At 62.3% G+C, this 22,402-nt stretch carries 23 protein-coding genes; 17 read left to right on the top strand and 6 right to left on the bottom strand.

Translation table 11 applies throughout. The features are described 5' to 3' along the window. The first annotated feature begins 4 nt into the window (after positions 1-4). Positions 5-763: a precorrin-4 C(11)-methyltransferase gene (cobM, locus tag AMK02_RS29800; RefSeq protein ID WP_064808787.1), complete on the top strand. Its 759-nt coding sequence runs from the start codon at positions 5-7 to the stop codon at positions 761-763. 56 nt (positions 764-819) lie between these two features. Here cobM and AMK02_RS29795 read toward each other — a convergent pair whose 3' ends face one another. Both AMK02_RS29795 and AMK02_RS29790 read right to left on the bottom strand, forming a co-directional pair. Continuing rightward, positions 820-1,632: a TIM barrel protein gene (locus tag AMK02_RS29795; RefSeq protein ID WP_064808785.1), complete on the bottom strand. Its 813-nt coding sequence runs from the start codon at positions 1,630-1,632 to the stop codon at positions 820-822. Positions 1,633-1,795: 163 nt separating this feature from the next. Continuing rightward, the gene (locus tag AMK02_RS29790) at positions 1,796-2,824 is read right to left on the bottom strand and encodes a LacI family DNA-binding transcriptional regulator (protein ID WP_010007774.1); all 1,029 of its coding nucleotides are present in this window, start codon (positions 2,822-2,824) and stop codon (positions 1,796-1,798) included. A gap of 131 nt (positions 2,825-2,955) precedes the next feature. Between AMK02_RS29790 and AMK02_RS29785 the strand changes: the two genes are divergently transcribed. The 13 genes from AMK02_RS29785 (at position 2,956) to AMK02_RS29730 (ending at position 15,750) form a co-directional block, all read left to right on the top strand. Beyond that, complete coding sequence (locus AMK02_RS29785) at positions 2,956-4,044, top strand: fatty acid desaturase family protein (RefSeq protein WP_064808783.1); 1,089 nt, start codon at positions 2,956-2,958, stop codon at positions 4,042-4,044. A gap of 21 nt (positions 4,045-4,065) precedes the next feature. Further along, positions 4,066-4,380: a MocE family 2Fe-2S type ferredoxin gene (locus AMK02_RS29780; RefSeq protein ID WP_011428298.1), complete on the top strand. Its 315-nt coding sequence runs from the start codon at positions 4,066-4,068 to the stop codon at positions 4,378-4,380. A gap of 10 nt (positions 4,381-4,390) precedes the next feature. Further along, positions 4,391-5,617 (top strand): NAD(P)/FAD-dependent oxidoreductase, encoded by a 1,227-nt coding sequence (locus AMK02_RS29775; protein ID WP_064808781.1) that lies wholly within the window; start codon positions 4,391-4,393, stop codon positions 5,615-5,617. A 25-nt stretch (positions 5,618-5,642) separates the two neighbouring features. Next, complete coding sequence (locus AMK02_RS29770; RefSeq protein WP_189637049.1) at positions 5,643-6,458, top strand: 3-methyl-2-oxobutanoate hydroxymethyltransferase; 816 nt, start codon at positions 5,643-5,645, stop codon at positions 6,456-6,458. A 79-nt stretch (positions 6,459-6,537) separates the two neighbouring features. Continuing rightward, the gene (locus AMK02_RS29765; protein WP_189637048.1) at positions 6,538-7,476 is read left to right on the top strand and encodes an NUDIX hydrolase; all 939 of its coding nucleotides are present in this window, start codon (positions 6,538-6,540) and stop codon (positions 7,474-7,476) included. A gap of 69 nt (positions 7,477-7,545) precedes the next feature. Beyond that, a complete protein-coding gene (gene nadA, locus AMK02_RS29760) occupies positions 7,546-8,517 on the top strand; it encodes a quinolinate synthase NadA (protein ID WP_064808777.1) in 972 nt (323 codons plus the stop codon). Further along, positions 8,514-10,055 carry an L-aspartate oxidase gene (locus AMK02_RS29755; protein WP_064808775.1) on the top strand — a complete coding sequence of 514 codons (1,542 nt, stop codon included), beginning with the start codon at positions 8,514-8,516 and terminating at the stop codon, positions 10,053-10,055. The genes nadA and AMK02_RS29755 overlap by 4 nt, the downstream gene beginning before the upstream one ends. Further along, the gene (gene nadC, locus AMK02_RS29750) at positions 10,033-10,923 is read left to right on the top strand and encodes a carboxylating nicotinate-nucleotide diphosphorylase (RefSeq protein ID WP_189637052.1); all 891 of its coding nucleotides are present in this window, start codon (positions 10,033-10,035) and stop codon (positions 10,921-10,923) included. The genes AMK02_RS29755 and nadC overlap by 23 nt, the downstream gene beginning before the upstream one ends. A gap of 271 nt (positions 10,924-11,194) precedes the next feature. Further along, positions 11,195-13,150: a BTAD domain-containing putative transcriptional regulator gene (locus tag AMK02_RS29745; RefSeq protein WP_064808771.1), complete on the top strand. Its 1,956-nt coding sequence runs from the start codon at positions 11,195-11,197 to the stop codon at positions 13,148-13,150. A 106-nt stretch (positions 13,151-13,256) separates the two neighbouring features. Beyond that, entirely contained in the window at positions 13,257-13,400 is a 144-nt protein-coding gene (locus tag AMK02_RS31980) for a hypothetical protein (RefSeq protein WP_164517828.1), read from the top strand. 15 nt (positions 13,401-13,415) lie between these two features. Then, complete coding sequence (locus AMK02_RS29740) at positions 13,416-14,678, top strand: YcaO-like family protein (RefSeq protein ID WP_064808769.1); 1,263 nt, start codon at positions 13,416-13,418, stop codon at positions 14,676-14,678. Beyond that, on the top strand, positions 14,675-15,418 hold the full coding sequence (locus tag AMK02_RS29735; protein ID WP_064808767.1) for a TfuA-like protein: 744 nt from the start codon (positions 14,675-14,677) through the stop codon (positions 15,416-15,418). The genes AMK02_RS29740 and AMK02_RS29735 overlap by 4 nt, the downstream gene beginning before the upstream one ends. Before the next feature lie 65 nt (positions 15,419-15,483). Then, entirely contained in the window at positions 15,484-15,750 is a 267-nt protein-coding gene (locus AMK02_RS29730) for a hypothetical protein (RefSeq protein ID WP_004668299.1), read from the top strand. A 41-nt stretch (positions 15,751-15,791) separates the two neighbouring features. Here AMK02_RS29730 and AMK02_RS29725 read toward each other — a convergent pair whose 3' ends face one another. From AMK02_RS29725 to AMK02_RS29715, 3 genes are all read right to left on the bottom strand, one after another. Then, a complete protein-coding gene (locus AMK02_RS29725; protein ID WP_064808765.1) occupies positions 15,792-16,196 on the bottom strand; it encodes a helix-turn-helix domain-containing protein in 405 nt (134 codons plus the stop codon). A gap of 269 nt (positions 16,197-16,465) precedes the next feature. Beyond that, the gene (locus tag AMK02_RS29720) at positions 16,466-17,302 is read right to left on the bottom strand and encodes an amidohydrolase family protein (protein ID WP_064808763.1); all 837 of its coding nucleotides are present in this window, start codon (positions 17,300-17,302) and stop codon (positions 16,466-16,468) included. An 89-nt stretch (positions 17,303-17,391) separates the two neighbouring features. Further along, entirely contained in the window at positions 17,392-18,177 is a 786-nt protein-coding gene (locus tag AMK02_RS29715; protein ID WP_064808761.1) for an IclR family transcriptional regulator, read from the bottom strand. Between the two features lie 295 nt (positions 18,178-18,472). Between AMK02_RS29715 and AMK02_RS29710 the strand changes: the two genes are divergently transcribed. Together AMK02_RS29710 and AMK02_RS29705 are read left to right on the top strand one after the other, a co-directional pair. Further along, on the top strand, positions 18,473-19,207 hold the full coding sequence (locus tag AMK02_RS29710) for an SDR family oxidoreductase (protein WP_064808760.1): 735 nt from the start codon (positions 18,473-18,475) through the stop codon (positions 19,205-19,207). 78 nt (positions 19,208-19,285) lie between these two features. After that, positions 19,286-20,563, top strand: coding sequence for an L-fuconate dehydratase (locus AMK02_RS29705; protein WP_064808758.1), 1,278 nt, complete (start codon positions 19,286-19,288; stop codon positions 20,561-20,563). Positions 20,564-20,623: 60 nt separating this feature from the next. On the opposite strand, the gene AMK02_RS29700 is transcribed toward AMK02_RS29705, so the two are convergent. Further along, positions 20,624-21,517 carry an NAD(P)/FAD-dependent oxidoreductase gene (locus tag AMK02_RS29700; protein ID WP_064808756.1) on the bottom strand — a complete coding sequence of 298 codons (894 nt, stop codon included), beginning with the start codon at positions 21,515-21,517 and terminating at the stop codon, positions 20,624-20,626. 202 nt (positions 21,518-21,719) lie between these two features. On the opposite strand from AMK02_RS29700, the gene AMK02_RS29695 reads away from it, so the two are divergent. After that, entirely contained in the window at positions 21,720-22,376 is a 657-nt protein-coding gene (locus AMK02_RS29695; RefSeq protein WP_064808873.1) for a TetR/AcrR family transcriptional regulator, read from the top strand. Positions 22,377-22,402 lie beyond the last annotated feature (26 nt).

Below are 22,402 nucleotides of genomic sequence, written 5' to 3'. Positions count from 1 at the left end.
CGGAATGACGGTGCATTTCATCGGCGCGGGGCCGGGGGCTGCAGATCTGATCACGGTGCGTGGCCGCGATCTCATCGCCCGGTGCCCGGTCTGTCTTTATGCGGGTTCGATCGTCTCCCCCGAACTGCTGCAATATTGCTCGGCGGATGCGCGGATCGTCGACACCGCACCCATGTCGCTCGACGAGATCGAGGCGGAATATCTGAGCGCCGCTGCCGCCGGCCAGGACGTCGCAAGGCTGCATTCCGGCGATCTCTCGGTCTGGAGCGCGGTCGCCGAGCAGGTGCGCCGGCTTGAAAAACACGGCATTGCCTATACGATGACGCCAGGTGTTCCGGCCTTTGCCGCCGCTGCCTCGGCACTCGGGCGCGAGCTGACGATCCCGGCCGTCGCCCAGAGCCTGGTGCTCACCCGCGTTTCCGGCCGCGCTTCGCCGATGCCGAACGATGAGACGCTGGCGAAATTCGGCGCGACAGGCGCCACGCTGGCGATCCATCTGGCAATCCATGCGCTGAAGCAGGTGGTGGAGGAATTGACGCCGCTTTACGGCGCCGACTGCGCGGTCGCCATTGTCGTCAAGGCCTCCTGGCCGGACGAGCGCGTCCTGCGCGGCACGCTCTCAAATATCGAGGCAAAGGTTGCGGCCGAACCGATCGAACGCATGGCGATCATTTTCGTCGGCCCGTCGCTTGCGGCAGAGGATTTTCGCGAGAGCTCGCTCTACGACCCCACCTATCAGCGCCGGTTCAGAGGCCGCGAATAGATCGATACGATCGGCCGCTCGCCGGCGGCCGATCGTCAGGCGACATTGCTTAGGCTTCAAACCCTTGCGGAGAGATAATCCATGCTGGCGCGCAACGCGCCGGCCGGGTCCTTGACCGCATGCACTTCGGCTGCGAAGGGCTCGAAGGAGAAGGGACCCTTATAACCCGCCTGCAGCAGCGCCTTGATCTGCCCGGCATTGTCCAGCCGGTCGTCACCGTCGACGAGCACGCGGTGGGAATCGCGCATATCGGCAACGGAAACAGCGGGATCAGCGACGCCGGAAATGTGGACGAGACCGGCCAGTTCGGGGAAGGTCGCGGCTTCGCCGGCAAGGTGATGGTGGAAGGTGTCGTGGACGAGCTTGAAGGTCGATTGCGCGCCGAGTTCCTTGATTGCCTCGGCCACCTCGGTCTTCGAGCGCAGCGAGCAGATCTCGAAACCGAGCGGCTCGACGAGACCGATAATGCCGGCTTTATCGAGCATCGGCTTCAACGCCGTCAAGGACTGGCGCAGATTGGCCTGCCGTTCGCCATCGGCGCAGCCGGTGCCGTCGTTCTTCGGAACGAGGACGAGCGCCTTGGCGCCGCAGGCGCTGGCATAATCGATCAGTTCCTGCGCTTCTCTGGCGCGGGCTTCATTCCATTCGTTGAAGCGCTGCAGGGCGTTGATCGAAATGATCGTCAGGCCGTGGCGGTCGGCAGCCTGCTTGATCGCTTCGGGTTTGGTGCCGTCGAGAACCGCATTGCCGGAAAGGTCATTGCGGATCTCGACCTCTCCGATGCCGAGCGACTTTGCCAGCGCGAAGAAATCATCGATTGCGAGCGACGGCGCGGCCATGTGGTTGAGCGCAAAGCGGATCGAAGTCATGACGGATATATCCTCCTCGTCTCCGCGACATCAGCGGAGCAGTTCCTCGTGAATGAGCCTGCGAATCTCTATCGGAATTCCTGCGGCAATCCATCGGGCATCGCTGCCGCCCGCCCTCATTGCTGAAAGAATTTCAGCCGAAATGATAGATTTCCATCATTTCTCAGATATTCTCCGAAATATGGATATCGAAGGGCAGGAAGAACTGGCCGGGAACGGCCGTTTCGCTGTTTTCGATCGCACTTGTCATCAGCCCTATCAGCTCTTTGCACAGTGCGGGCAGGGGGGTGCCGATCGCCATGGCGACGATATCGTCGGCAAGCCCGGCTTTGCTGTCGGGCGTCAGCTCGTTGACCACGAGAACGATCCTGCCGCCGAGATTCTCCTCACGGATCGCCGAGATCGCGCCCTCCATGCCGCCGCCGCAGACATAAAGGCCGACGAGATCGGGATGCTTCTGTAGCAGCGTCAGCGTCGCCTCATGGGTGATCTCCGGAGTATCTAGGTTGATCAATGTATCGATGACGTCGAATTCCGGCGCGTTTTCACGAAAATAGGAACGAAAACCGATCTCACGCAGCTCATGTCCGTGAAAACGATGACTGCCGACGAAACAGGCGACCTTACCCGGCACACGGGCAGTCTTGGCAATCACCCACGCGGCGGTCCGGCCGACCTTGCGGTTGTTGACGCCAATATAGGCATTGCGCACCCCTGAGGCGAAGTCGGAAAGCAGCGAAAAGACGGGAATGTCTCTTTCCCTCAGTTCCTCAATTGCCGCCGTCACCGCAGGATAGTCTGGAGCGACGAGAGCGATGGCCTGATTGCGGGCGCCGAGGGCCTTGAGCTTCTCGACGATCGCCGCCGGTGTTGAAGCCGAGGGATAGTCGATCTGGGTCTGGACACGGGCGGTGGTCACGGCGCGCGCCGCCACTTCGATCTCGCGAGCGAAAGCCTGATAGAAGGGCTGCATCGGCTTTTGCAGCAGGAACGCCAGCCTGTATTGCGGCAGATCCTCGAAGACCCGTTGCCGGATGAGGCCGACGGCATGGTAGCCGATCGACTGGGCTGCGTCATAGACCCGCCGCGCCGTTTCCTCGCGCACGCGGTGGCGACCGTTGAGCACCCGGTCGACGGTGGCGACGCTGACGCCCGAGGCGCGGGCAAGGTCGGAGATGGTGGGGCGGCGCATGGTGTTTCCTGATGGATTCGCTCATGGATGCGAGCCACTCTTGATGGCTTTTGATAGATTACATCAAGCCTGCATTGAGCCTCGCCCAAAGTCAACCTATTCTCCCGGCAACAGCATTAGGGAGGCGGATAATGGCGAGCGAGACCAAGAAGCGTGACTACGACCTGCTCGGCGAAAGCGGCCGCACCGCGGTGGAGACGGGACTGGCGGCTGCCGAATGGTATCACACCGAGATTCCCCGCAAGGAGATGAAGGCGCTGATGCAGCGATCCGATGCGCCGGCGATCCGTGACACGGTCATCTGGCTCGGCAGCATGGTGGTCTTTGCCGGTCTCGGCATCTATTTCTGGGGCTCCTGGATCGCGCTGCCCTTCTTCCTCGCTTACGGCGTGCTCTACGGCTCGGCCTCCGACAGCCGCTGGCATGAATGCGGTCACGGCACCGCCTTCAAAACGCGCTGGATGAACGACGCCGTCTACCAGATCGCCTGCTTCATGATCATGCGCAATCCGGTGACCTGGCGCTGGAGCCATACGCGCCATCATACCGATACGGTCATCGTCGGCCGCGATCCGGAGATCGCCGTCATGCGGCCGCCGGACCTGCTCCGGTTGATCCTCAATTTCTTCGGCATCCTCGACGTCTGGCATGCTGTCCTCGACATGCTGCGCAACGCCTTCGGCATCATCAGCGCGGCGGAAAAGACCTTCATTCCGGAGATGGAGCAGCCGAAGGCGATCCGCTTCGCCCGTATCTGGCTGGCGATCTATCTCGCGACGACCGCCGTCGCGGTCGCCACCGGCTCGATCCTGCCGCTGATGCTGATCGGCCTGCCGCGCCTCTACGGCGCCTGGCACCACGTGCTGACCGGGCTCCTGCAGCATGGCGGCCTTGCCGACAACGTCATCGATCACCGGCTGAACAGCCGCACGGTCTATATGAACCCGATCAGCCGTTTCATTTATTGGAACATGAATTACCACGTCGAACATCACATGTTCCCGATGGTGCCCTATCACGCGCTGCCCCGGCTGCACGCAATGATCAAGCATGATCTGCCGGAGCCAAACCGGTCGATCTGGTCGGGCTACCGCGAGATGATCCCGGCTTTCCTGCGCCAGCTGCGCAACGAGGATTATTTCCTGAAGCGGGAACTGCCGGCCACCGCACGGCCGTACCGCGAGGAATTCCACAACGAACTCGCCCCGGCGGCGCAATAATCACAATCAAGGGAGTTAGAGATGAGCGGAAACTGGATCGAAGTCTGCGGCAAGGACGAGATCGACGAAGAGGATGTCATCCGCTTCGATCATGGTGGGCGCACCTTCGCGGTCTACCGCAGCCCCGACGACGAATTTTTCGCCACCGACGGACTCTGCACGCATGAACATATCCATCTCGCCGACGGGCTTGTGATGGATGAAATCATCGAATGCCCGAAACATAACGGCCGCTTCAACTACAAGACGGGCGAAGCCAAGGGTGCACCGGTCTGCGTCAATCTCAAGACCTATCCGGTCAAGATCGAAGGCGACACCGTCTTCATCGCTGTCTGAGGAGGCTGATGTGGCTCATTTCGTCATCCTCGGTGCGGGCGAATGCGGTGCTCGCGCCGCTTTCGCTCTGCGGGAAAAGGGTTTTGCCGGCGAGATAACGCTCGTTGGCGCCGAACCCCTTCACCCTTATGAACGGCCGCCGCTTTCGAAGGCCGCTGCCGCCGATGCCGGCGATCCGAAATTCATCGCGGCTGCGGAAAAATACGCCGAAAGCGGCATCCGGCTGCTGATCGGTCTTGAAGCCAGGGATTTCGATCCTGCCTCCCGGACCGTCCTGCTTTCGGATGGCGCCGCACTCTCCTACGACAAGCTTCTGCTGGCGACGGGCGCGGCCGCGCGATCGTTCCCGGGCGCCTCCGAAAGCAATCCGCATATCCGTTCGCTTCGCACCCATGAGGATGCGGCCGCTCTGCGCGAGGCCATGAAGCCCGGCCGGCATATCGCCATTATCGGCGGCGGCTTCATCGGGCTGGAACTTGCCGCGACGGCGCGCCTGCTTGGCGCCGATGTCACCGTCATTGAGGGCCTGGAACGCGTGCTGAAGCGCGGCGTGCCGGACGAGATCGCTCATCTGCTGACCGAACGCCACCGGGCCGAAGGTGTCGATATGCGCTGCGGTGTCTCGATTGAGACATTGACTGCGGAAAGCGGGAAGGCCGTCGTCAAACTGTCGACTGGCGAGGTGATAGAAGCCGATCTCGCCCTCGTCGGCATTGGCGCGCGGCCGAATGTCGACATCGCCGAAAGAGCGGGGCTTACAATCGAAAACGGCATTGCCGTCGACACCTATCTCCGGACCTCGGCGCCTGATGTTTTTGCCGCCGGCGACTGCTGTTCCTTTCCGCTGCCGATCTATGGCGGCCGGCGGGTAAGGCTCGAATCCTGGCGCAATGCCCAGGAGCAGGGCACGTTGGCCGCCGCCAACATGCTCGGCTGCGACGAAGCCGTTTCAACCGTGCCGTGGTTCTGGTCGGATCAATACGACATGACGCTGCAGATATCAGGCCTCGCCGAAGGGGCGGTCCTGCATCTGCGCCGCGACCTCGGACCGGACGCCTTCATTCTCTTCCACCTCGACGCCGATGGCCGCTTGATCGCCGCAAGCGGCATCGGCCTGGGCAATGCCGTGGCGCGCGACATCAGACTTGCGGAAATGTTGATCGCGGCTGGCGCCCATCCAGACCCTGCTGCGCTGACATCAAGCAACGTCAAGCTGAAATCCCTTCTGGCCGCCTGAGCCCCCGATATTTTCAAAGGAATTGATGATGAAAAAACATAAGCGTGCAACCGTTGCCGATCTGCTTGCGGAAAAGGGCAAGCGCCAGCTGACCATGCTGCGCGTCACCTCGCTCGAGGAGGCCGAAGCCGCCGAAAAGGCCGGGATCGATATCGTTTCGGTACCACCGTCGCTGCTCGGCCCGGTCTTCCGCGAGATCGCCCCCACGCCCTTTGCCATTCCGGGTCTCGAATATGGCGACCACGTCTCGGCCGAAGACTACCTGCGCGCCGCCTTTGCGGCCCTGAAGGCCGGCGGTGATGCCGTCTATTGCGCCGCGAGCCTGCAGACGATCCGTCGCCTGCGCGACGAGGGCATCCCCGTCTGCGGCCATCTCGGGCTGATCCCCTCGAAAGCCACCTGGACCGGAGGCTTCCGCGCCGTCGGCAAGACGGCAGCAAGTGCGGCCGAGATCTGGCGGCAGACCAAAGCGCTCAAGGAGGCTGGCGCCTTCGCCGCCGAAATCGAAGTCGTGCCGGGTGACGTTGCCGCCGCCATCAGCAGCAACACCTCGATGCTGATGATCTCGATGGGCGCGGGCAGCGGCTGCGACGCCCAATATCTCTTCGCCGACGACGTGCTCGGCGCCAATCGCGATCATTATCCCCGCCATGCCAAGGTCTATCGCAACTTCGCCGCCGAACATGATCGGCTGCAGCGCGAGCGCATCGCCGCCTTCACCGAATTCGCCGAGGACGTCAGGACCGGCGCCTATCCGGAAAAGCGTCACTGCGTCGGTATCGACGAGGCCGAACTGAAGATTTTCCTCGACCGGCTGACTAACGAGACGGGCAAGCGCTGACGCCTGCCCGGCGACTCCCTTCTTCCCAGCGGGGAGAGGGGGAAAGTTGCATTGGCTTCCGTCGCCGCCTGTGGCAGGAATGATCCGTTCGATTCATTCGGAACGGAGTATTCGGCCCCCTGTGACGATCGGCTTTGCGCATGCGGAACTGATTGCAGTGCTCGTCGCGGTGACGGGGGATGAGCCGCGCGTCATGACCATCCGCTCCGGCAACGCGCTGCCGTCGGGCCCATTCGAAATGGGCCATCGAACCCTGCAATCGGGCCTGCGCGAATGGGTGCAGGAGCAGACCGAGCACCCGGTTGGTTATCTCGAACAACTCTATACCTTCGCCGACCGCGACCGGAACAACGAGATTCTTGGCGGGCGGACGATCTCGATCAGCTATCTCGGCCTCGTCAACGAGCAGGCGGGCGCCGGCCGGCCCGGATGGCACGGCTGGTACGACTATTTTCCCTGGGAAGACCATCGGCAGGGCCGGCCGGCCGTGCTGGATGAAATCGTGGCCCGCCTGAAAAGCTGGGCGGATGCCGATCCGACCCGGCGGGACCATCGCCATCGCCGCGCCGACTTCACCTTCGGCCTCGACGGCGGCGGCTGGAATGAGGATCTGGCCCTGCAACGCTACGAACTGCTTTATGAAGCCGGCCTCGTGGCCGAAGCCGGATGCGGGGCGGAAGCCAATCTCGGCCGGGCGATGTTTGCCGATCATCGCCGCATTCTTGCGACCGGGATTGCTCGGCTGCGCGCCAAGATCAAGTACCGCCCCGTCGTCTTCGAACTGATGCCGGAGAGTTTTACGCTTCTGCGGCTGCAGCGCACAATCGAGGCCCTGGCCGGACTGACGCTGCACAAGCAGAATTTCCGCCGCCTGATCGAACAGCAGGAACTGGTCGAGGAAACCGGCGGAACCGAAAGCGAAACCGGCGGCCGGCCGGCCAAGCTCTTCCGCTTCCGCCACACCGTGCTCGAAGAACGGGCGCTCGCAGGAACGAAATTACCGCTCTCCCGCAATTGACATATGCTCATAGCGAGAATATGTCTTTGCCTGTGATATGCTCAAATCGAGCATAATTAGGAGCCGGTCATGAATCACGCAGTTTCCGCATCCTCGCTCTACAACCGCGTCAGCCGCGTCATCCCCAAAGCCGAATGGATGTCGTTCGCGGACGACGTGGACGCCATTCTCGAGCTCAAGCGCCGCCGTAATGCCGTCATTCTCGCTCACAACTATCAGACGCCTGAGATTTTTCACGGTGTGGCCGATATCGTCGGCGACAGCCTGGCGCTCGCCCGCAAGGCTGTCGAGGTCGATGCCGATGTCATCGTGCTGGCCGGCGTGCATTTCATGGCCGAGACCGCCAAGCTTCTGAACCCCGAAAAAACCGTGCTGATCCCCGATCTCGGCGCCGGCTGCTCGCTGGCGGATTCGATCACGCCGCAGGATATTGCGCTGCTGCGCCAGGCCCATCCCGGCGTGCCGGTCATCACCTATGTCAATAGCTCGGCGGCGGTGAAGGCCGCCTCCGACATCTGCTGCACCTCGGGCAATGCCAAACAGGTGGTGGAGTCGCTCGGCGTGGCGAAGGTGCTGATGATCCCCGACGAATATCTCGCCCGCAACGTCGCCCGTGAGACCGACGTCGAGATCATCGCCTGGCATGGGCATTGTGAGGTGCATGAACTCTTCACCGCAGACGATGTTCGCCAACTGCGTGAAAACCATCCCGGCGTGACGGTGCTCGCCCATCCGGAATGCCCGCCGGACGTGGTGGCGGAGGCCGATTTCGCCGGCTCCACCGCTGTGATGTCCGATTATGTCGGCAGGCAGAAGCCGGCGCGCGTCGTGCTACTGACCGAATGCTCGATGAGCGACAACGTCGCAGTCCACCATCCCGACGTCGAATTCATCCGCCCCTGCAATCTCTGCCCGCATATGAAGCGGATCACCCTCGCCAATATTCGCGCCGCACTTGAGGAAAACCGCCATGAAGTGACGGTCGATCCGGCAATCGCCGCAGCGGCGCGGCGCGCCGTCGAAAGGATGCTGGCGATATGAGCGAACGTCTCGATCATCTTGCCGGGCGCACCGTCATCGTCGGCAGCGGCCTCGCCGGGCTGATGACGGCACTGACGCTGGCGCCGGAACCCTCCGTCATAGTCACCCGCGCCGCCCTCGGCACACAGACCTCAAGCGCCTGGGCGCAGGGCGGCATTGCCGCCAGCATCGGCGCCGACGACAGTGCGGCGCTTCATCTGGCCGATACGCTTGCTGCCGGCGACGGGCTCTGCGACCGGACCGTCGCGGCCGGCATCATTGCCGAGGCACCGGCAGCAATTGCCGCGCTGGAACAGGCCGGCGTGCGCTTCGACCGCAATGCGACGGGAGAATTCTCGCTCGGATTGGAGGCGGCCCATAACCGCCGCCGCATCGTCCATGCCGAAGGCGATGGTTCGGGTGCGGCAATCATCGCCGCATTGGTACGGGCCGTGGCGCAGTCGCCTGCCATTTCAGTGCTCGAAGGCTTCGAAGCGCGGCGGATTCTGATGGACGGAGAAGGGGTCGCCGGCCTGCTCTGCGCGACGGCGGATGGGACTGCCATCCTGCCGACCGCGAAGGTGGTGCTGGCCACTGGCGGTATCGGGGGCCTTTATGATGCGACCACCAATCCGATCGGCAATTTCGGCCAGGGGATTGCGCTCGCGGCACGGGCGGGTGCCGACCTTGCCGACATGGAATTCGTCCAGTTCCATCCGACGGCGCTCGATTCTCGCCGCAGGCCCTTGGCGCTGGTCAGCGAGGCGGTTCGCGGCGAGGGGGCTCTGCTCGTCAATGAAAGCGGTGAACGGTTCATGGCCTGCATCCCGGGCGCCGAGCTTGCGCCGCGCGATGTGGTGGCGCGCGCCATCAGTGCCGAGATCGCCCGCGGCGGCAGGGTCTTCCTCGATGCCCGCGACGCGCTCGGCAGCCGGTTCGCTACACGCTTCCCTGTGATCGCAGCCCTTTGCGGCGAAGCCGGAATCGATCCGGCGAAAGACCTCATTCCGGTGCGCCCGGCCGTTCACTACCACATGGGCGGCGTCGCAACTGATGCCAACGGCCGCAGCTCCGTTCCCGGCCTCTGGGTTGCCGGGGAGGCGGCCTCGACCGGCCTGCACGGCGCAAACCGGCTGGCCAGCAATTCGCTGCTGGAAGCGGCGGTGATGGGCATGCGGGCGGCGCGCGACATAGCGGGCATGCCGGCACGAACCGGCAGTCCCTTCCAATCGGAAAGGCTGCCGGCGCCGGCCGACGCATCGCTGGTCCGGCCGGTCGTCTCGCGCCATCTCGGCGTGCTGCGCAATGGGGGCGCGGTGCAGGACGCGATTGCCGCCCTGCTGCCGCTTGCCGAAAGTGACGGCCCGGCCGCCGATCCGGCCATCGTCGCGCTTCTGATCGCCGTCTTTGCCGGTCTGCGGATGGAATCGCGCGGCGCCCATGCCCGCACCGATTTTCCGCTGAAGCTCGCTGATATCAAGCGTCGTCGGATGCGTCTGTCCCAGGCGTTGGAGATCGCCCGTGCAACACCGTCGTATGCCCTTGCCAGGAGTGCCTGAGATGAGCCTTACTCCCCTTCCGCGTCTGATTATCGAACCCTTGGTGCGGGCAGCCCTGCTCGAAGATCTCGGCCTTGCCGGCGACATCACCTCGGCATCGGTCATTCCCTCGGATCACCACTCCACGGTGGTGATGGCCGCCCGCCAGCCCGGCGTGATCGCCGGCCTCGATGCGGCCGACCTCGCCTTCACGCTCGTCGATCCTCAAATCGTCATGCGCCGCCACATCGAGGACGGCGATGCGGTCAAATCCGGTGACGTCATCGCCACCATCGAGGGCCCTTCGCGCGGACTCTTGACCGGTGAGCGCACCGCGCTGAATTTCCTCGGCCATCTCTCCGGCATCGCCACCGTCACCGCCGGGATTGCCGCTGCCATCAGCGGCACCAAGGCCTCGGTCGCCTGCACGCGCAAGACGACGCCGGGGCTGCGGGCGCTGGAAAAATATGCAGTACGGGCCGGCGGCGGCATGAACCACCGTTTCGCGCTTTATGACGCGGTGCTGATCAAGGACAACCACGTGGCCATATCAGGCGGCGTTGCCGAGGCAATCCGCCGGGCGCGGGCCGGCGTCGGTCATCTGGTCAAGATCGAGGTCGAAGTGGACAGGCTCGATCAGCTGCAGGAGGCGATGGCCGTCGGTGTCGATGCCGTTCTGCTCGACAATATGACGCCGGACCAGCTGCGCGAGGCGGTCGCCATCGTTGCCGGGCGGGCAATCACCGAGGCATCGGGCCGGGTGACGCCGGCAACGGCCGCTGCAATCGCCGCTTCCGGCGTCGACCTTATTTCGGTCGGTTGGCTGACGCACAGCGCGCCCGTGTTGGATATCGGCCTCGATTTCGTCGAGGCCGCCGGCGCGGCGTAAACCAGCGCCAAATAGATCGCGCCGATGCTGTGATCGATCAGGATCGCTTGCTGTCGGTTGCGGCTGTAGAGGCCGCAACGGCTGGAATAACGGATCAAAATCACGTCGGGGGGCAAAGTGTTGGCAAGCATTTCCGGCCGCTTATGTGAGAAAATGCAAATATTCGGTGTAAAAACTTCTTTTTGCGCTATGCGCGGGCCTATTATCGCTCTAACATGTTCCTGAGCGACCGGTGCGTATGCGCGTCTGGTCTTCAGGGGTGAGAAGCGGGATGCAACGGACATCCGGACAGATGTCGACGAACAGGCTTTGCCTGCTCGGAAGACCGCGATTGCTGGCAGCGGGGAGGGAACTCCCCTTGCCGGAGAAATCTTATTTTCTCTTCGCCATGCTCGCCGCCGAAACCAATCTCGAACTCGACCGGGAAACCGTCAGGCGGCAGCTCTGGCAATCGGAAGCCCCGGAAAAACGCGCAGGCAGTCTGCGCCAGCTGCTGGCGCGCATCGAGCAAAGCATTCCCGCCGACCTTCCGCCGCTGCTGAAAACGACCCGAACCCATATCGGCCTTGCTGACGGCTGGGAGGTCGACGTCCATATACTGAAACAGAAAGGGCCGCTCGCGGCCGAAGACGGCGACATTCTGAATGGCGAATTGCTTGAAGGCGCCAAGTCGCCGACGCAGGGCGCCGAAGACTGGCTGACTTTCGAGCGCCAGCGCATCGATGAATTGCGCGCCGCCCATCTGACGCGGCTGGTGGAAACCGCTGAAGACAGATCGGATGAGGAGCAGGTGGCCTTTGCCCGTCGCCTGCTGGAGCTCGACCCCGCCAGCGAGACGGCCTATCGGTCGCTGATGCGCACTTATGTCAGGATGAACGATCCGGCCGCCGCCCGACAGTCCTATCTGAAGTGCAAGAGCCAGTTGAAGGAAGAGTTCGACACCGAGCCGGAGGAAAGCACCACCGCGCTTGCCCGCGAACTCGGCCTGATCCCGGCAGCTCAGCCCGCAGCGGCCGAACGTCCGTCGGCAGTGCCCGGCGGCTTCGCCGATCTGCTCGGTCAGCCGCGGATCATCATCCTGCCGCCGGAAAGCATTTTCACCGATCCGCTGATGGAGCGCGTCGGCAGAGCCTTGCTTGAGGACGTCACCATCGGCCTCAGCCAGCAGCGCGGTTTCAAGGTGATCGCAGCCCATACGAGCCTCGAAATCCTCAGCCGTTCGGTCGATCCGGCCCGCGTGGTGCCCCGCGCGCTCGACATTAGCTTCGACTATGCGGTTTACGTCACCATCCAGGGCCGCGACGAGGATGTCTATGCGACCTGCCGTCTGACGCGGACGACGACATCGGAGGTGATCTGGGCTCTGGAACTGCCGCTGGTCATGCAGAAGATCAGCGAATCCTTCGCGCATCTGACACGGCGCATCGTCTCCTCGCTTGCCGATACGGTCGAACGCCACGAGCTGGCGATGCCGATCGGCGAGGCGCCGCCATCCGCTTACCGTCTCTATCTGGAAGGCAAGCGGCTGATCGCCCAGACCGATCTGCAGCATCTGCGCCAGGCGCGAAAATGGTTCAGATCCTCGCTTAATCGGTACGAGAATTTCTCGGCCGCCCATGCCGGCGTATCGCGTGCGCTCGGCATGGAATGGCTGATCCGCGGCATGCAGGACACCGAACTGCTCGACGAGGCGAACGGTGCGGCCCGGCTGGCGCAGCAATCCGACCCGAACAGCGGCCGGGCTTACCGCGAACTCGGCTTCGTGGCGCTGTATCGCCGCCGTTTCGACGAAAGCCTGGACTATTTCCAGCAGGCTCAGGATCTCAATCCGAACGACGCCGACATCCTTGCCGATTATGCCGATGCGCTTTCTCACGACGGCGATTTCGATCGGGCGCTGGAGCTGAGCAACGCGGCTTTCAAGCTCAATCCGCTGCCGCCGGACTATTATTACTGGAACCTCGGCGGCATCCATTTCATGCGCGAAGAATATAAAAAGGCGATTGAAGCGCTGGAACCGGTGAAGACCAAGCAGGCAACGGCGCGCCTGCTGGCAGCCTCTCATGCTATGGCGGGCGATCAGGGCAAGGCTGGGAATTACGCCCGGGTCGTCCTTGAAAACTTCCCTGATTTCCGCAGCGACGATATCCGTCACTTCGTTCCCGATCGCGACCCCGCCTTTACGGAACCGCTGATAAAAGGCCTGCAACTTGCCGGTCTTCCGTGATTGCATCGCCTTTTAACGAAGCCTGTAACGCTTAAATGACGCAGGCAATGTTTCCTTCGAATGGTTAACGGCAGAAACGCGCCGTTTAATCAATCGGAGATGAAACATGAAGACGAATGCTGAAACTCCCGCCGCTCAGACACAGTCCCTGCGCTTTTCCGCAGCCGCCAAAGCAGCCCTGAAGCAGGACGAACTCAACGTTTCCGCCAATGGGCTCGAGAGCCTGACGCATGCCCTGAGGTTTCGTTAAAGGGACGAGATCGGTATGTCCGCCTTCGCCGACCTCGAAACGCTTGCCGGTGACCTCGAACGATCATCGGCAGGCGTCAGCGACTATCACGACCGAGCAGTCACGCCGGCGCAGACACTTGCAGCCATCAGGCCGCATCTGCGCGGATTCGGTATTACGCGCGTCGGCCTGCTGACGGCTCTCGACGTGCTGAACATCCCCGTCGCCTTCGCGACGAGGCCGAACAGCCACACGCTTTCGGTCTTCCAGGGCAAAGGCATCGACAATGATGCCGCCATGGCCTCGGCCGCCATGGAAGCGATCGAGACGCGGATCGCGGAAATACCGCCCGCCGACCTGACGCAGGCGACGGTGGAGAGCATGCGGGCGGAACGCGCCGCCATGATCGATCTCGACAGTGTCGCACGATGCGCGCCCGATGAAATCGGCGGTGACCCCGTCCCCTGGTGCTCCGGCCTCGACGTTCTGTCCGGCAGCAGCGTCTTCGTCCCCTGGTGGCTCGTCGGCCTCGACCATCGCGGCGAACGGCCGCCGGGCTTCGAGCAATCGAGCGATGGGCTTGCCTCCGGCAATACGCCGTCCGAAGCGGTCCTGCACGGACTTTGCGAGCTGGTCGAGCGCGACGCCTGGGCTCTGACCCAGTTGAAATCACCACAGCGCCTCAAGGAAAGCCGCATCGACCCCGCCTCCTTCGGCGATGCGGTCATCGACGTCATGACCGACCGGATCGCGCGCGCCGGCATGCGGCTGCTGCTGCTCGACATGACTACGGATATCGGTGTTCCGGCTTTTCTGGCCGTCATTATGCCGGGCAATCTTTCCGACCGCGTCGACGCGCGCTGGTCGCATGTCTGCGGCGGCTGCGGCTGCCATCCCGATCCTGTGCGCGCCGCGCTGCGCGCCATTACCGAAGCGGCCCAGAGCCGGCTGACCGCAATCGCCGGCAGCCGCGACGATTTCTCCCCGCGCGTCTATCAGCGGCTCGACCGGAGTGCGGCGATGCAGCAGGTGGTCGAGCTCTGCCAGGGCGACGGCCGAACGCGCGCCTTTCAGAACCGCCATCACCGCTCGGCGACAATCCAGGAGACCATCCGCCACATAGCCGACCGGCTGGTGGCGAACGGGATCGAGCAGATCGTCGCCGTGCCCTTTGCCCATCCGGCTTTGCCGGTCTCGGTCGTCAGGGTGATCGTGCCGGGCCTGGAGGTCGATATATCAGGTCAGTACATCCAGCTCGGCCTGCGCGCCGTCAATACCATGAGAGGAGCCCAATCATGAAGGTTCTGTTCGTCGGTCCGAGCCTTGGTGGCGGCCTTGCCGCAGCGAGAAACATGTCTCCCTGCATCGATTTCCGCCCGCCCGCCGCCCGCGGCGATATTCTGAAGGCGGTGGAGGATGGCGCCACCGCGATCGGCCTCGTCGACGGCTATTTCGGCGATCTTCCTTCGGTCTGGCACAAGGAAATCCTCTACGCGCTCGAACATGAAGTCGCCATAGCCGGCGGCGCCAGCATGGGCGCGTTGCGGGCTGCGGAATGCGCGCCGTTCGGCATGGTCGGCCTCGGCTCGATCTTCAAAGATTACGATTCCGGACGGCTGCTCGATGACGAAGCCGTTGCGCTGGTACATGCGCCGCAGGCGCTTGGCTGGCTGCCGCTTTCCGTGCCCTGGGTCGATTTCGAGCCGACGATCGATGCGCTTTATGCCTGCGGGGAGATTTCGACGGGTGAGCGCAAGAAACTGCTGCTCTCCGGCCGCTTCCTGCATTTCTCCGAGCGCACCTATGCGCGCGTGGTCGACGAGTGCCATTTCCGCAAGCCGCGCCGCGATCACCTTCTCGCCGCTCTCCGCAAGAATCGAGTCGAACGCAAGCGCGACGACGCGCGGCTGGTGCTGGAGTGGCTGCACCGCGACGAATTCGCGCCCGTCAACCGTGACTGGCGCTTTGCCGCAACCTCGCATTGGGAGCTTTTGCACGCCGAAGTCACACGCAATGTGACTCCTGTAACGCTAGAATAACGGTCTCGGCGAAATGATGCAGTACTGATGGAATCTGAGGCTTAACGGCCAAAGGGGCGGGAACAATGTTTGAACAACATAACGAAGGTACAGGCAGTGAATACGCAAGGATCTTCCGGCTGCTGTCGGCAGCCAAGGAGGAGGCTGAAAAACTTCAGCTGCGTAATCTGATGCACCTGACGAACATGGCGCTGCTGCAGGTCGTAATCGATTGGGACGGCATAGATCCGGACAGGGAACTTGACGTCAACCTCGAGAAACTGCTCGGCAGCAAGGCCAAGATCGCAATGAAGGACGCTAGCGAGAATCTGATCCTGATCGATCGCCATTGACCATCATGCCGTCCGTTAGGATCGCGTGAAGGAGACCCGGCCTATTCGGCCGCTTCACCGTCGACCTGTTCGGTGTGGGCGATTGCCTGAACAAGCTTCAGGATCTTCTTGCGAAGAGCTTCGTTTTTGATCGAGAAGAACGCCGCATTCAAAAGGACACCCTCGCGCGAAATAACGAATTCCTCGCTGGGTGCGGGGTTGTCGTTAGCCGTTTCAGGGGTCGACAGGTCGTCGAAGAACGTCCTGACGTCGACATTCAGCGCGCCGGCGATTTCAACCAGCATGCTGGCGGAAACGCGGTTGGAGCCTTTTTCGTATTTCTGGATCTGCTGAAACGTTACGCCGACACGATCGCCCAATTCCGTCTGCGAAACTTTGCGCAGCAGACGCTGTATGCGGATCGTCTTTCCGACATGAACGTCCACTGCGTGCGGTTCTTCTTTCATTTGTTTTCCCTCCTGAGGACACGGACATGAGGTTATTCGCCATATCCGTGTCTGACAACTTGTAACTGAGACACACAAAGCTAGCAATTGTTTGGCTGTAAGTCGTCCCAAACCGAAACATTGCATCGCTTCATATTAGCAGCAGCAAAAAACATGCCAAAGTAGCACTTTTGGGGGGTACATCATCCGATTTCAGGGTGCCGGATATGGTGCGCAAACTTTGGCGGCGGGTTTCGCAGCCAAAGGATCGGGGCAGCGTAAACAAAAAGTTACAATGACCAGAGGCGCTGGGCATTGGCGAAGAGCAGCTTGGACCGCTCCGCCTCGCTGCTGCCGGAGATGACGGCATGGGTCGCTGCAACCCAGGTGGAAAGGCCCCCGCCGAGCGTGCAGACCGGCCAGTCGCTGCCCCAGACGACATGATCCCAGCCGAAACTTGCGATCACATGTTCGATATAGGGCGTCAGCGTCTGTGCTGTCCATGTCTGCGCATCCGCATAGGCGACAACGCCGGAAATCTTGCAGATCACGTTCGGCCGGCGGGCGATCTCCGAAATGCCGGCCTTCCATGGCTCGAAGGCATCGGAGCGGATATCCGGCACGCCGCAATGATCGAGGACGAACTGCACGTCGGGCGCGAGATCGACGAGAGCGGTGACGCGACCGGCCTGGTGCGGCAATGTGCAGAGATCGAAGGTCAGGCCGCTGCCACCGATGCGCCGGATATTGTCTCGAAACAGGACACTTTCCGAGACGGTGTCAGGCACGACATGCAGCACGCGGCGGAAGCCCTTGACGAAGGGATCGGCCTTCTGCCGCTCGAGATAGGCTGCAAAACCCTCCTCTTCCGGGCGGCAGGAGACGATCGCCCCGGCAATCAGGCTGCCTCGCCCTTTGGCGAGAGAGGCAATGTGGTCGGTCTCAGCCTGCATCACGGCCGGATCGACATCGACCTCCATATGCAGCGCCGTGGTAATGCCGCAGCGCCGCGCCTCGGTCGCATAGGTCTCATAAAGAAAGTCATGATCGAGGGCCGGCACGCCGGAAAGCCAGGGATAAGAAAGCGCCGACCGGTCGATGATGTGCAGGTGGGTGTCGATGAGCACGTTTTCCTCCTCCAGAAATGGCCTTTGCCGCAACCTATTTCTCGTGAATGGATTATTCAAATAGAAATTCCCGAGATCCTCCCACCGATTCAGCCGGAATTGATGACATCCGCCCCGGCCAGCAGCGAAAGCTGAGCGGCGGTCTTCTGCACCAGCGTGATCGTCTGGGTGATATCGGGGGCAGACGGGGCGTTGACAAGGGCGATGAAGGGGCAGGTGAGGGCGGCGATGCAACGCCGATCCGGCCCGAGAACGGGCGCCGACAGATTGTAGACGCCCGATGTCTGGGCGCTTGCCATCATCTCGTAGCCGCGCTCGCGGATCTGGTCGAGACGATCGTAGAATTCGGCACCGAGGTCGATCTCGGCGCGGTTGCGCGCATGTTCCGATATCATCATCTCCCGCTCCTCGTCGCTGCGGAAGGCGAGCAGTACATGCCCCGAGCCGGTGTCGAACAGGCTGATATGAGCGCCGATGCGGATCGAGAAGCCCCAATAGTCCGGCGCCTCCTGCTGGGCGATGACAACGGCGGCGCCACGGTCGAAGACGGCGAGATGATTGGCCTGGCGGGTGCGCTGGGCGAGATCGCGCATCAGCGGCGTGGCGTAGGAGGCAAGCCGGCGCACAGGCGCATGCAATTGCGCAAGACCGAAGAGCTTCAGCGTCAGCGAATAACGATCGCCGTCCAGCCGGGTGACGTAACCGCGACGCACCAGCCGGTCGAGCATGCGATAGAATTCATTGGGGCTGCGGTCGAGCCGCTTGGCGATCTCCGCCTGGGTGAGGCCGCTGTCGACGCCGGCAAGCAGCTCCAGGATATCGAGACCCTTGTCAAGGGCAGGAGCGCGGTAGCGGTCTGACTCGTCGGTCTCCATTCCTTCCTCCTGTGAATATTGTTCTGCATATACGCAGAACCACGGCCGGAAAAGGAAAACTTCGCGCTTGACCCTTGGCCAATCGTCTGTTTGTCTATAAACAGACAAATCATAATTGAAGATAGCCGATCAGCGGAAACGAGGCGAGGCTTCGTGCCTTGCTCCAGACCGGACGAAACGCGCAAAGAGAGAAAATGGCAGGCTCTGATGGACGCCCTATTCCATCACTGCTCGGCCTTCGGCAAGATAACCGCATGCATCGTCTCATGTAGACAATCCAGAAGAGGTCCGTGACATGACAAACAGACTTTCCGGCAAGACCGTTCTCATCACCGCGGCCGGCCAGGGCATCGGCCGGGCGACGGCGGCAGCCTTTGCCGCGGCCGGCGCCAAGATCCATGCAACCGACATCAACACCGATGCGCTGGCGACCCTTGCCGCGGAAACCGGCGTCTCCACCCATAAGCTCAACGTGCTCGATGGGGATGCGGTCACGGCGCTCGTCGCCGAAATCGGCGCTGTGGACGTGCTGTTCAACTGCGCCGGCTTCGTCCATGCCGGCTCGATCCTGGAAATGCCGGATTCCGATCTCGAATTCGCTTTCGACCTCAACGTCAAGGCAATGATCCGCACCATCCGGGCGGTGCTGCCCGGCATGCTCGAACGCAAGGACGGGTCGATCATCAACATGGCCTCCGTCGCCTCCAGCATCAAGGGCGTGCCGAATCGCTTTGCCTATGGTGTCACCAAGGCGGCGGTCATCGGTCTTACCAAATCGGTCGCCGCCGATTATGTTGCTCAAGGCATCCGCTGCAATGCCATCTGCCCCGGCACGGTGGAAAGTCCGTCCTTGCAGGACCGCATGCGCGCCCAGGGCGATTATGATGCGGCCCGCGCCGCCTTCATCGCCCGCCAGCCGATGGGCCGGCTCGGCACGCCGGAAGAGATCGCCGATCTCGCCGTCTATCTCGCCGGCGCTACCTACACGTCTGGCCAGGCGATCGCCATCGACGGCGGCTGGACGATCTGACGTCGGCTCGTGACGCGGCCGGCAGACCGCCGGCCGATCCGGCTATCGCAATTGGCCCCATAAATCGGGAGGAACACCATGACCCGCATCACCGACCTTCGCGTCTTCGATCTCCGCTTTCCCACCTCGCAAAGCCTGGACGGATCCGATGCGATGAACCCCGATCCCGACTATTCGGCCGCCTATGTCATTCTCGACACGGATGTTCCAGGCCTTGCCGGCCATGGCCTGACCTTCACCATCGGCCGCGGCAACGACATTTGCTGCATGGCGATCGAAGCGATGCGCCATCTTGTCATCGGCACCGACCTCGCCGAAGTTCTCGCCCATCCCGGCAAATTCTGGCGGCACCTGACCAGCGACAGCCAGTTGCGCTGGATCGGCCCGGAAAAGGGCGCCATTCACCTGGCGACCGGTGCCGTCGTCAACGCTGTCTGGGATCTGCTTGCCAAACAGGCCGGCAAGCCGGTCTGGCGGCTGGTCGCCGAGATGTCGCCGGAAGAAATCGCCGATATCGTCGACTACCGCTACCTCACCGACGTGCTGACGCGCGATGAAGCGGTCGCTATCCTCAAGAAGGCGGAAGCCGGCAAGGCGGAACGGATCGCCATTCTCGAAAAGGAGGGCTACGCCTGCTACACGACGTCGGCCGGCTGGCTGGGTTATGAAGACGAGAAATTGCGCCGGCTCTGCCAGGAAGCGATCGATGCCGGCTTCAACCATATCAAGATGAAGGTCGGCCGTGATCTCGACGACGATATCCGCCGTCTGAGGATCGCCCGCGAGGTGATCGGCCCCGACCGCTACCTGATGATCGACGCCAACCAGGTCTGGGACGTCGGCCAGGCGATCGACTGGGTCAAGGCGCTCGCCTTTGCCAAGCCCTTCTTCATCGAGGAGCCCACCAGCCCCGATGACGTCGCCGGCCATCGCAAGATCCGCCAGGCAATCACCCCGGTGAAGGTCGCGACCGGCGAGATGTGCCAGAACCGCATCATGTTCAAGCAGTTCATCGCCGAGAGCGCCATCGACATCGTCCAGATCGATTCCTGCCGCATGGGTGGGCTGAACGAGGTCCTTTCTGTGTTGCTGATCGCCGCCAAGTTCGGCCTGCCGGTCTGGCCGCACGCCGGCGGCGTCGGCCTCTGCGAATATGTGCAGCACCTGTCGATGATCGATTACGTCGCGGTGTCAGGCACCAAGGATGGCCGCGTCATCGAGTATGTCGATCACCTGCACGAACACTTCCTCGACCCCTGCCGGATCGAGAATGCCGCCTACATGCCGCCGACCCTGCCGGGCTTCTCCATCGAGATGAAACCGGCTTCGATCAGCGGCTATACATTTCGAGGCTGAGCAACCAGCGCCGGCGGCGCGCTCGTCCCCGCCAGAACCCGGAGAAGGAATTCTCTGCTCTCAAACCAGCATCGACTGCTGGGCGAAGATACCCGCCATCGCACCCTGCGATATTGCCGTGGTGACGGAGGCCATGGCTGGGTTGGCGACGTCGCCGGCCGCGTAGATGCCGGGCATGCTGGTTTCGCGGCGCTCGTCGACCTTGAGGGCGATGCCGAAGGGCGTATCGACCGTGGCGAGGCCCAGTGATTCATGCAGGCTTGCGGATGGCTTGTTGCGCGGATGCGCGAACAGGATATCAACCCCGGCATTGCGGCCGCTCTCGAGATTAACGGTGGTGATATGGCCCCGGTGATGGGCGATTTCGGCGATCCGGTCATCAACGACAGGTATGTTGCGGCGCGCCAGATCGGCGCGGATATCGGGCGCAATGTCGTGACCATCGGCGAAGACCGTCAACGTGTCGGTCCAGTCGTGATACAGCCTGACATAATTGTGCGACGGCGGGCCGGACCAGACAAGGCCCCAATGCTGGTCGGCGACTTCAAAGCCATCGCAATAGGGGCAGGGCACGATGGAAGTGCCCCAGCTTTCGGCAAAGCCGGGAACATCAGGCATCTGATCGGCGACGCCATAGCTCAGGATGAGGCGGCGCGCCCCAAGGCTTTCGCCATCGCCAGTGAGGACGGAGAAATCATCGATGGCGCCGGAGATGCTGTCGGCCCGGGCATTGACCAGCCTAACCGCGGGATAGCGTGCCAGCTGCTTCCGCGCCTCGGCCAGGATCTCCAGCGGTGGCTTGTGATCGTGGCCGAGCAGGCCATGCGAGTGGCCGGCGAAGCGATTGCGCGGCAGGCCCGTATCGAGAACGGTGACCCTGCGGCGGGCACGGCCGAGCTGAAGGGCGGCGGCGAGACCGGCAAAGCTGCCGCCGATGATGATGACGTCATCCATGGTGATAAGCTCCGTGCTGTTGAGCGAGTGTGATTGGCTGAGCCTTGGCGCGTCTCGTCCACCGATCTGCATCGATATGGCCAAGCGGCTTAGAGACTCGATCTATGGGACAGGATAAAATCCGTTCGTTGGCTTGCATATTTCCGATACTGCGTGGTATCGTAAGACATGAATAACGATACTGTCAAGGATCTTAATGGTCGTGACCGAAAATAGTCGAGGCCGGCGCGGCCGGCCAGCCAACGAGGCGCTTGGCCAAACGATAGTCGACGCAGCATACGAACTCTTTGTGGAATTGGGTTTTCAAGCGACGACATTGGACAAGGTCACCCAGCGAGCGAAGATATCCAAGCTCAGCATCTATCGGCACTTCGAGAACAAAGAGGCGCTGTTCAGCGCTGCCATCGCGGACCGCTGCCATCAGTTTGCACCACAGGCCCTTTTTGAAGGCGTCGACGGTTCCGCCGAAGAGCAGCTCATGGCGGTGGGATCATCCCTCCTTCGCACGCTGTTGAGCCCGGACGTCCGCAGTGTCGAAGCCATGGTCATGGCCGACAAGACGAATCAAAAGTCGTTAAGCAAGCTCTATTACGAAGCCGGCCCCGCCCATGTCATCGCCCAAATCGAGGCCCTATTGCGTCAGTTGCATGCGAAGGCGGTTCTGAACGTCCCCGATCCTCTCCAGTCCGCCCGCTTGTTTGGCGCGCTTTTCAAAGGATCCGATCTCCTGATTATTGCGCGCTTCGACCCGGCAAGAGCAGAGGACGATAACGAAATCGAATCCTATTGCCGGTCGGCCGTCGCCATGTTCATCGCCGCGCACGGTGGCAGCGACCACGCGGGCGGATCACTTGGTTAAGAACGGATCAGAACAAGGATATGGCA

The organism is Rhizobium sp. N731 (assembly GCF_001664145.1).
Lineage (GTDB): Bacteria > Pseudomonadota > Alphaproteobacteria > Rhizobiales > Rhizobiaceae > Rhizobium > Rhizobium esperanzae.
Note: the sequence above shows the minus strand (reverse complement) of the source record. Positions and strands in the feature narration are given on the sequence as shown.

Coding starts and splice junctions, on each gene's coding strand:
- cobM (WP_064808787.1), top strand. CDS start 5: ATGACGGTGCATTTCATCGGCGCGGGGCCGGGGGCTGCAGATCTGATC.
- AMK02_RS29795 (WP_064808785.1), bottom strand. CDS start 1,632: ATGACTTCGATCCGCTTTGCGCTCAACCACATGGCCGCGCCGTCGCTC.
- AMK02_RS29790 (WP_010007774.1), bottom strand. CDS start 2,824: ATGCGCCGCCCCACCATCTCCGACCTTGCCCGCGCCTCGGGCGTCAGC.
- AMK02_RS29785 (WP_064808783.1), top strand. CDS start 2,956: ATGGCGAGCGAGACCAAGAAGCGTGACTACGACCTGCTCGGCGAAAGC.
- AMK02_RS29780 (WP_011428298.1), top strand. CDS start 4,066: ATGAGCGGAAACTGGATCGAAGTCTGCGGCAAGGACGAGATCGACGAA.
- AMK02_RS29770 (WP_189637049.1), top strand. CDS start 5,643: ATGATGAAAAAACATAAGCGTGCAACCGTTGCCGATCTGCTTGCGGAA.
- AMK02_RS29765 (WP_189637048.1), top strand. CDS start 6,538: ATGATCCGTTCGATTCATTCGGAACGGAGTATTCGGCCCCCTGTGACG.
- nadA (WP_064808777.1), top strand. CDS start 7,546: ATGAATCACGCAGTTTCCGCATCCTCGCTCTACAACCGCGTCAGCCGC.
- AMK02_RS29755 (WP_064808775.1), top strand. CDS start 8,514: ATGAGCGAACGTCTCGATCATCTTGCCGGGCGCACCGTCATCGTCGGC.
- nadC (WP_189637052.1), top strand. CDS start 10,033: ATGCCCTTGCCAGGAGTGCCTGAGATGAGCCTTACTCCCCTTCCGCGT.
- AMK02_RS29745 (WP_064808771.1), top strand. CDS start 11,195: ATGCAACGGACATCCGGACAGATGTCGACGAACAGGCTTTGCCTGCTC.
- AMK02_RS31980 (WP_164517828.1), top strand. CDS start 13,257: ATGAAGACGAATGCTGAAACTCCCGCCGCTCAGACACAGTCCCTGCGC.
- AMK02_RS29740 (WP_064808769.1), top strand. CDS start 13,416: ATGTCCGCCTTCGCCGACCTCGAAACGCTTGCCGGTGACCTCGAACGA.
- AMK02_RS29735 (WP_064808767.1), top strand. CDS start 14,675: ATGAAGGTTCTGTTCGTCGGTCCGAGCCTTGGTGGCGGCCTTGCCGCA.
- AMK02_RS29730 (WP_004668299.1), top strand. CDS start 15,484: ATGTTTGAACAACATAACGAAGGTACAGGCAGTGAATACGCAAGGATC.
- AMK02_RS29725 (WP_064808765.1), bottom strand. CDS start 16,196: ATGAAAGAAGAACCGCACGCAGTGGACGTTCATGTCGGAAAGACGATC.
- AMK02_RS29715 (WP_064808761.1), bottom strand. CDS start 18,177: ATGGAGACCGACGAGTCAGACCGCTACCGCGCTCCTGCCCTTGACAAG.
- AMK02_RS29710 (WP_064808760.1), top strand. CDS start 18,473: ATGACAAACAGACTTTCCGGCAAGACCGTTCTCATCACCGCGGCCGGC.
- AMK02_RS29705 (WP_064808758.1), top strand. CDS start 19,286: ATGACCCGCATCACCGACCTTCGCGTCTTCGATCTCCGCTTTCCCACC.
- AMK02_RS29700 (WP_064808756.1), bottom strand. CDS start 21,517: ATGGATGACGTCATCATCATCGGCGGCAGCTTTGCCGGTCTCGCCGCC.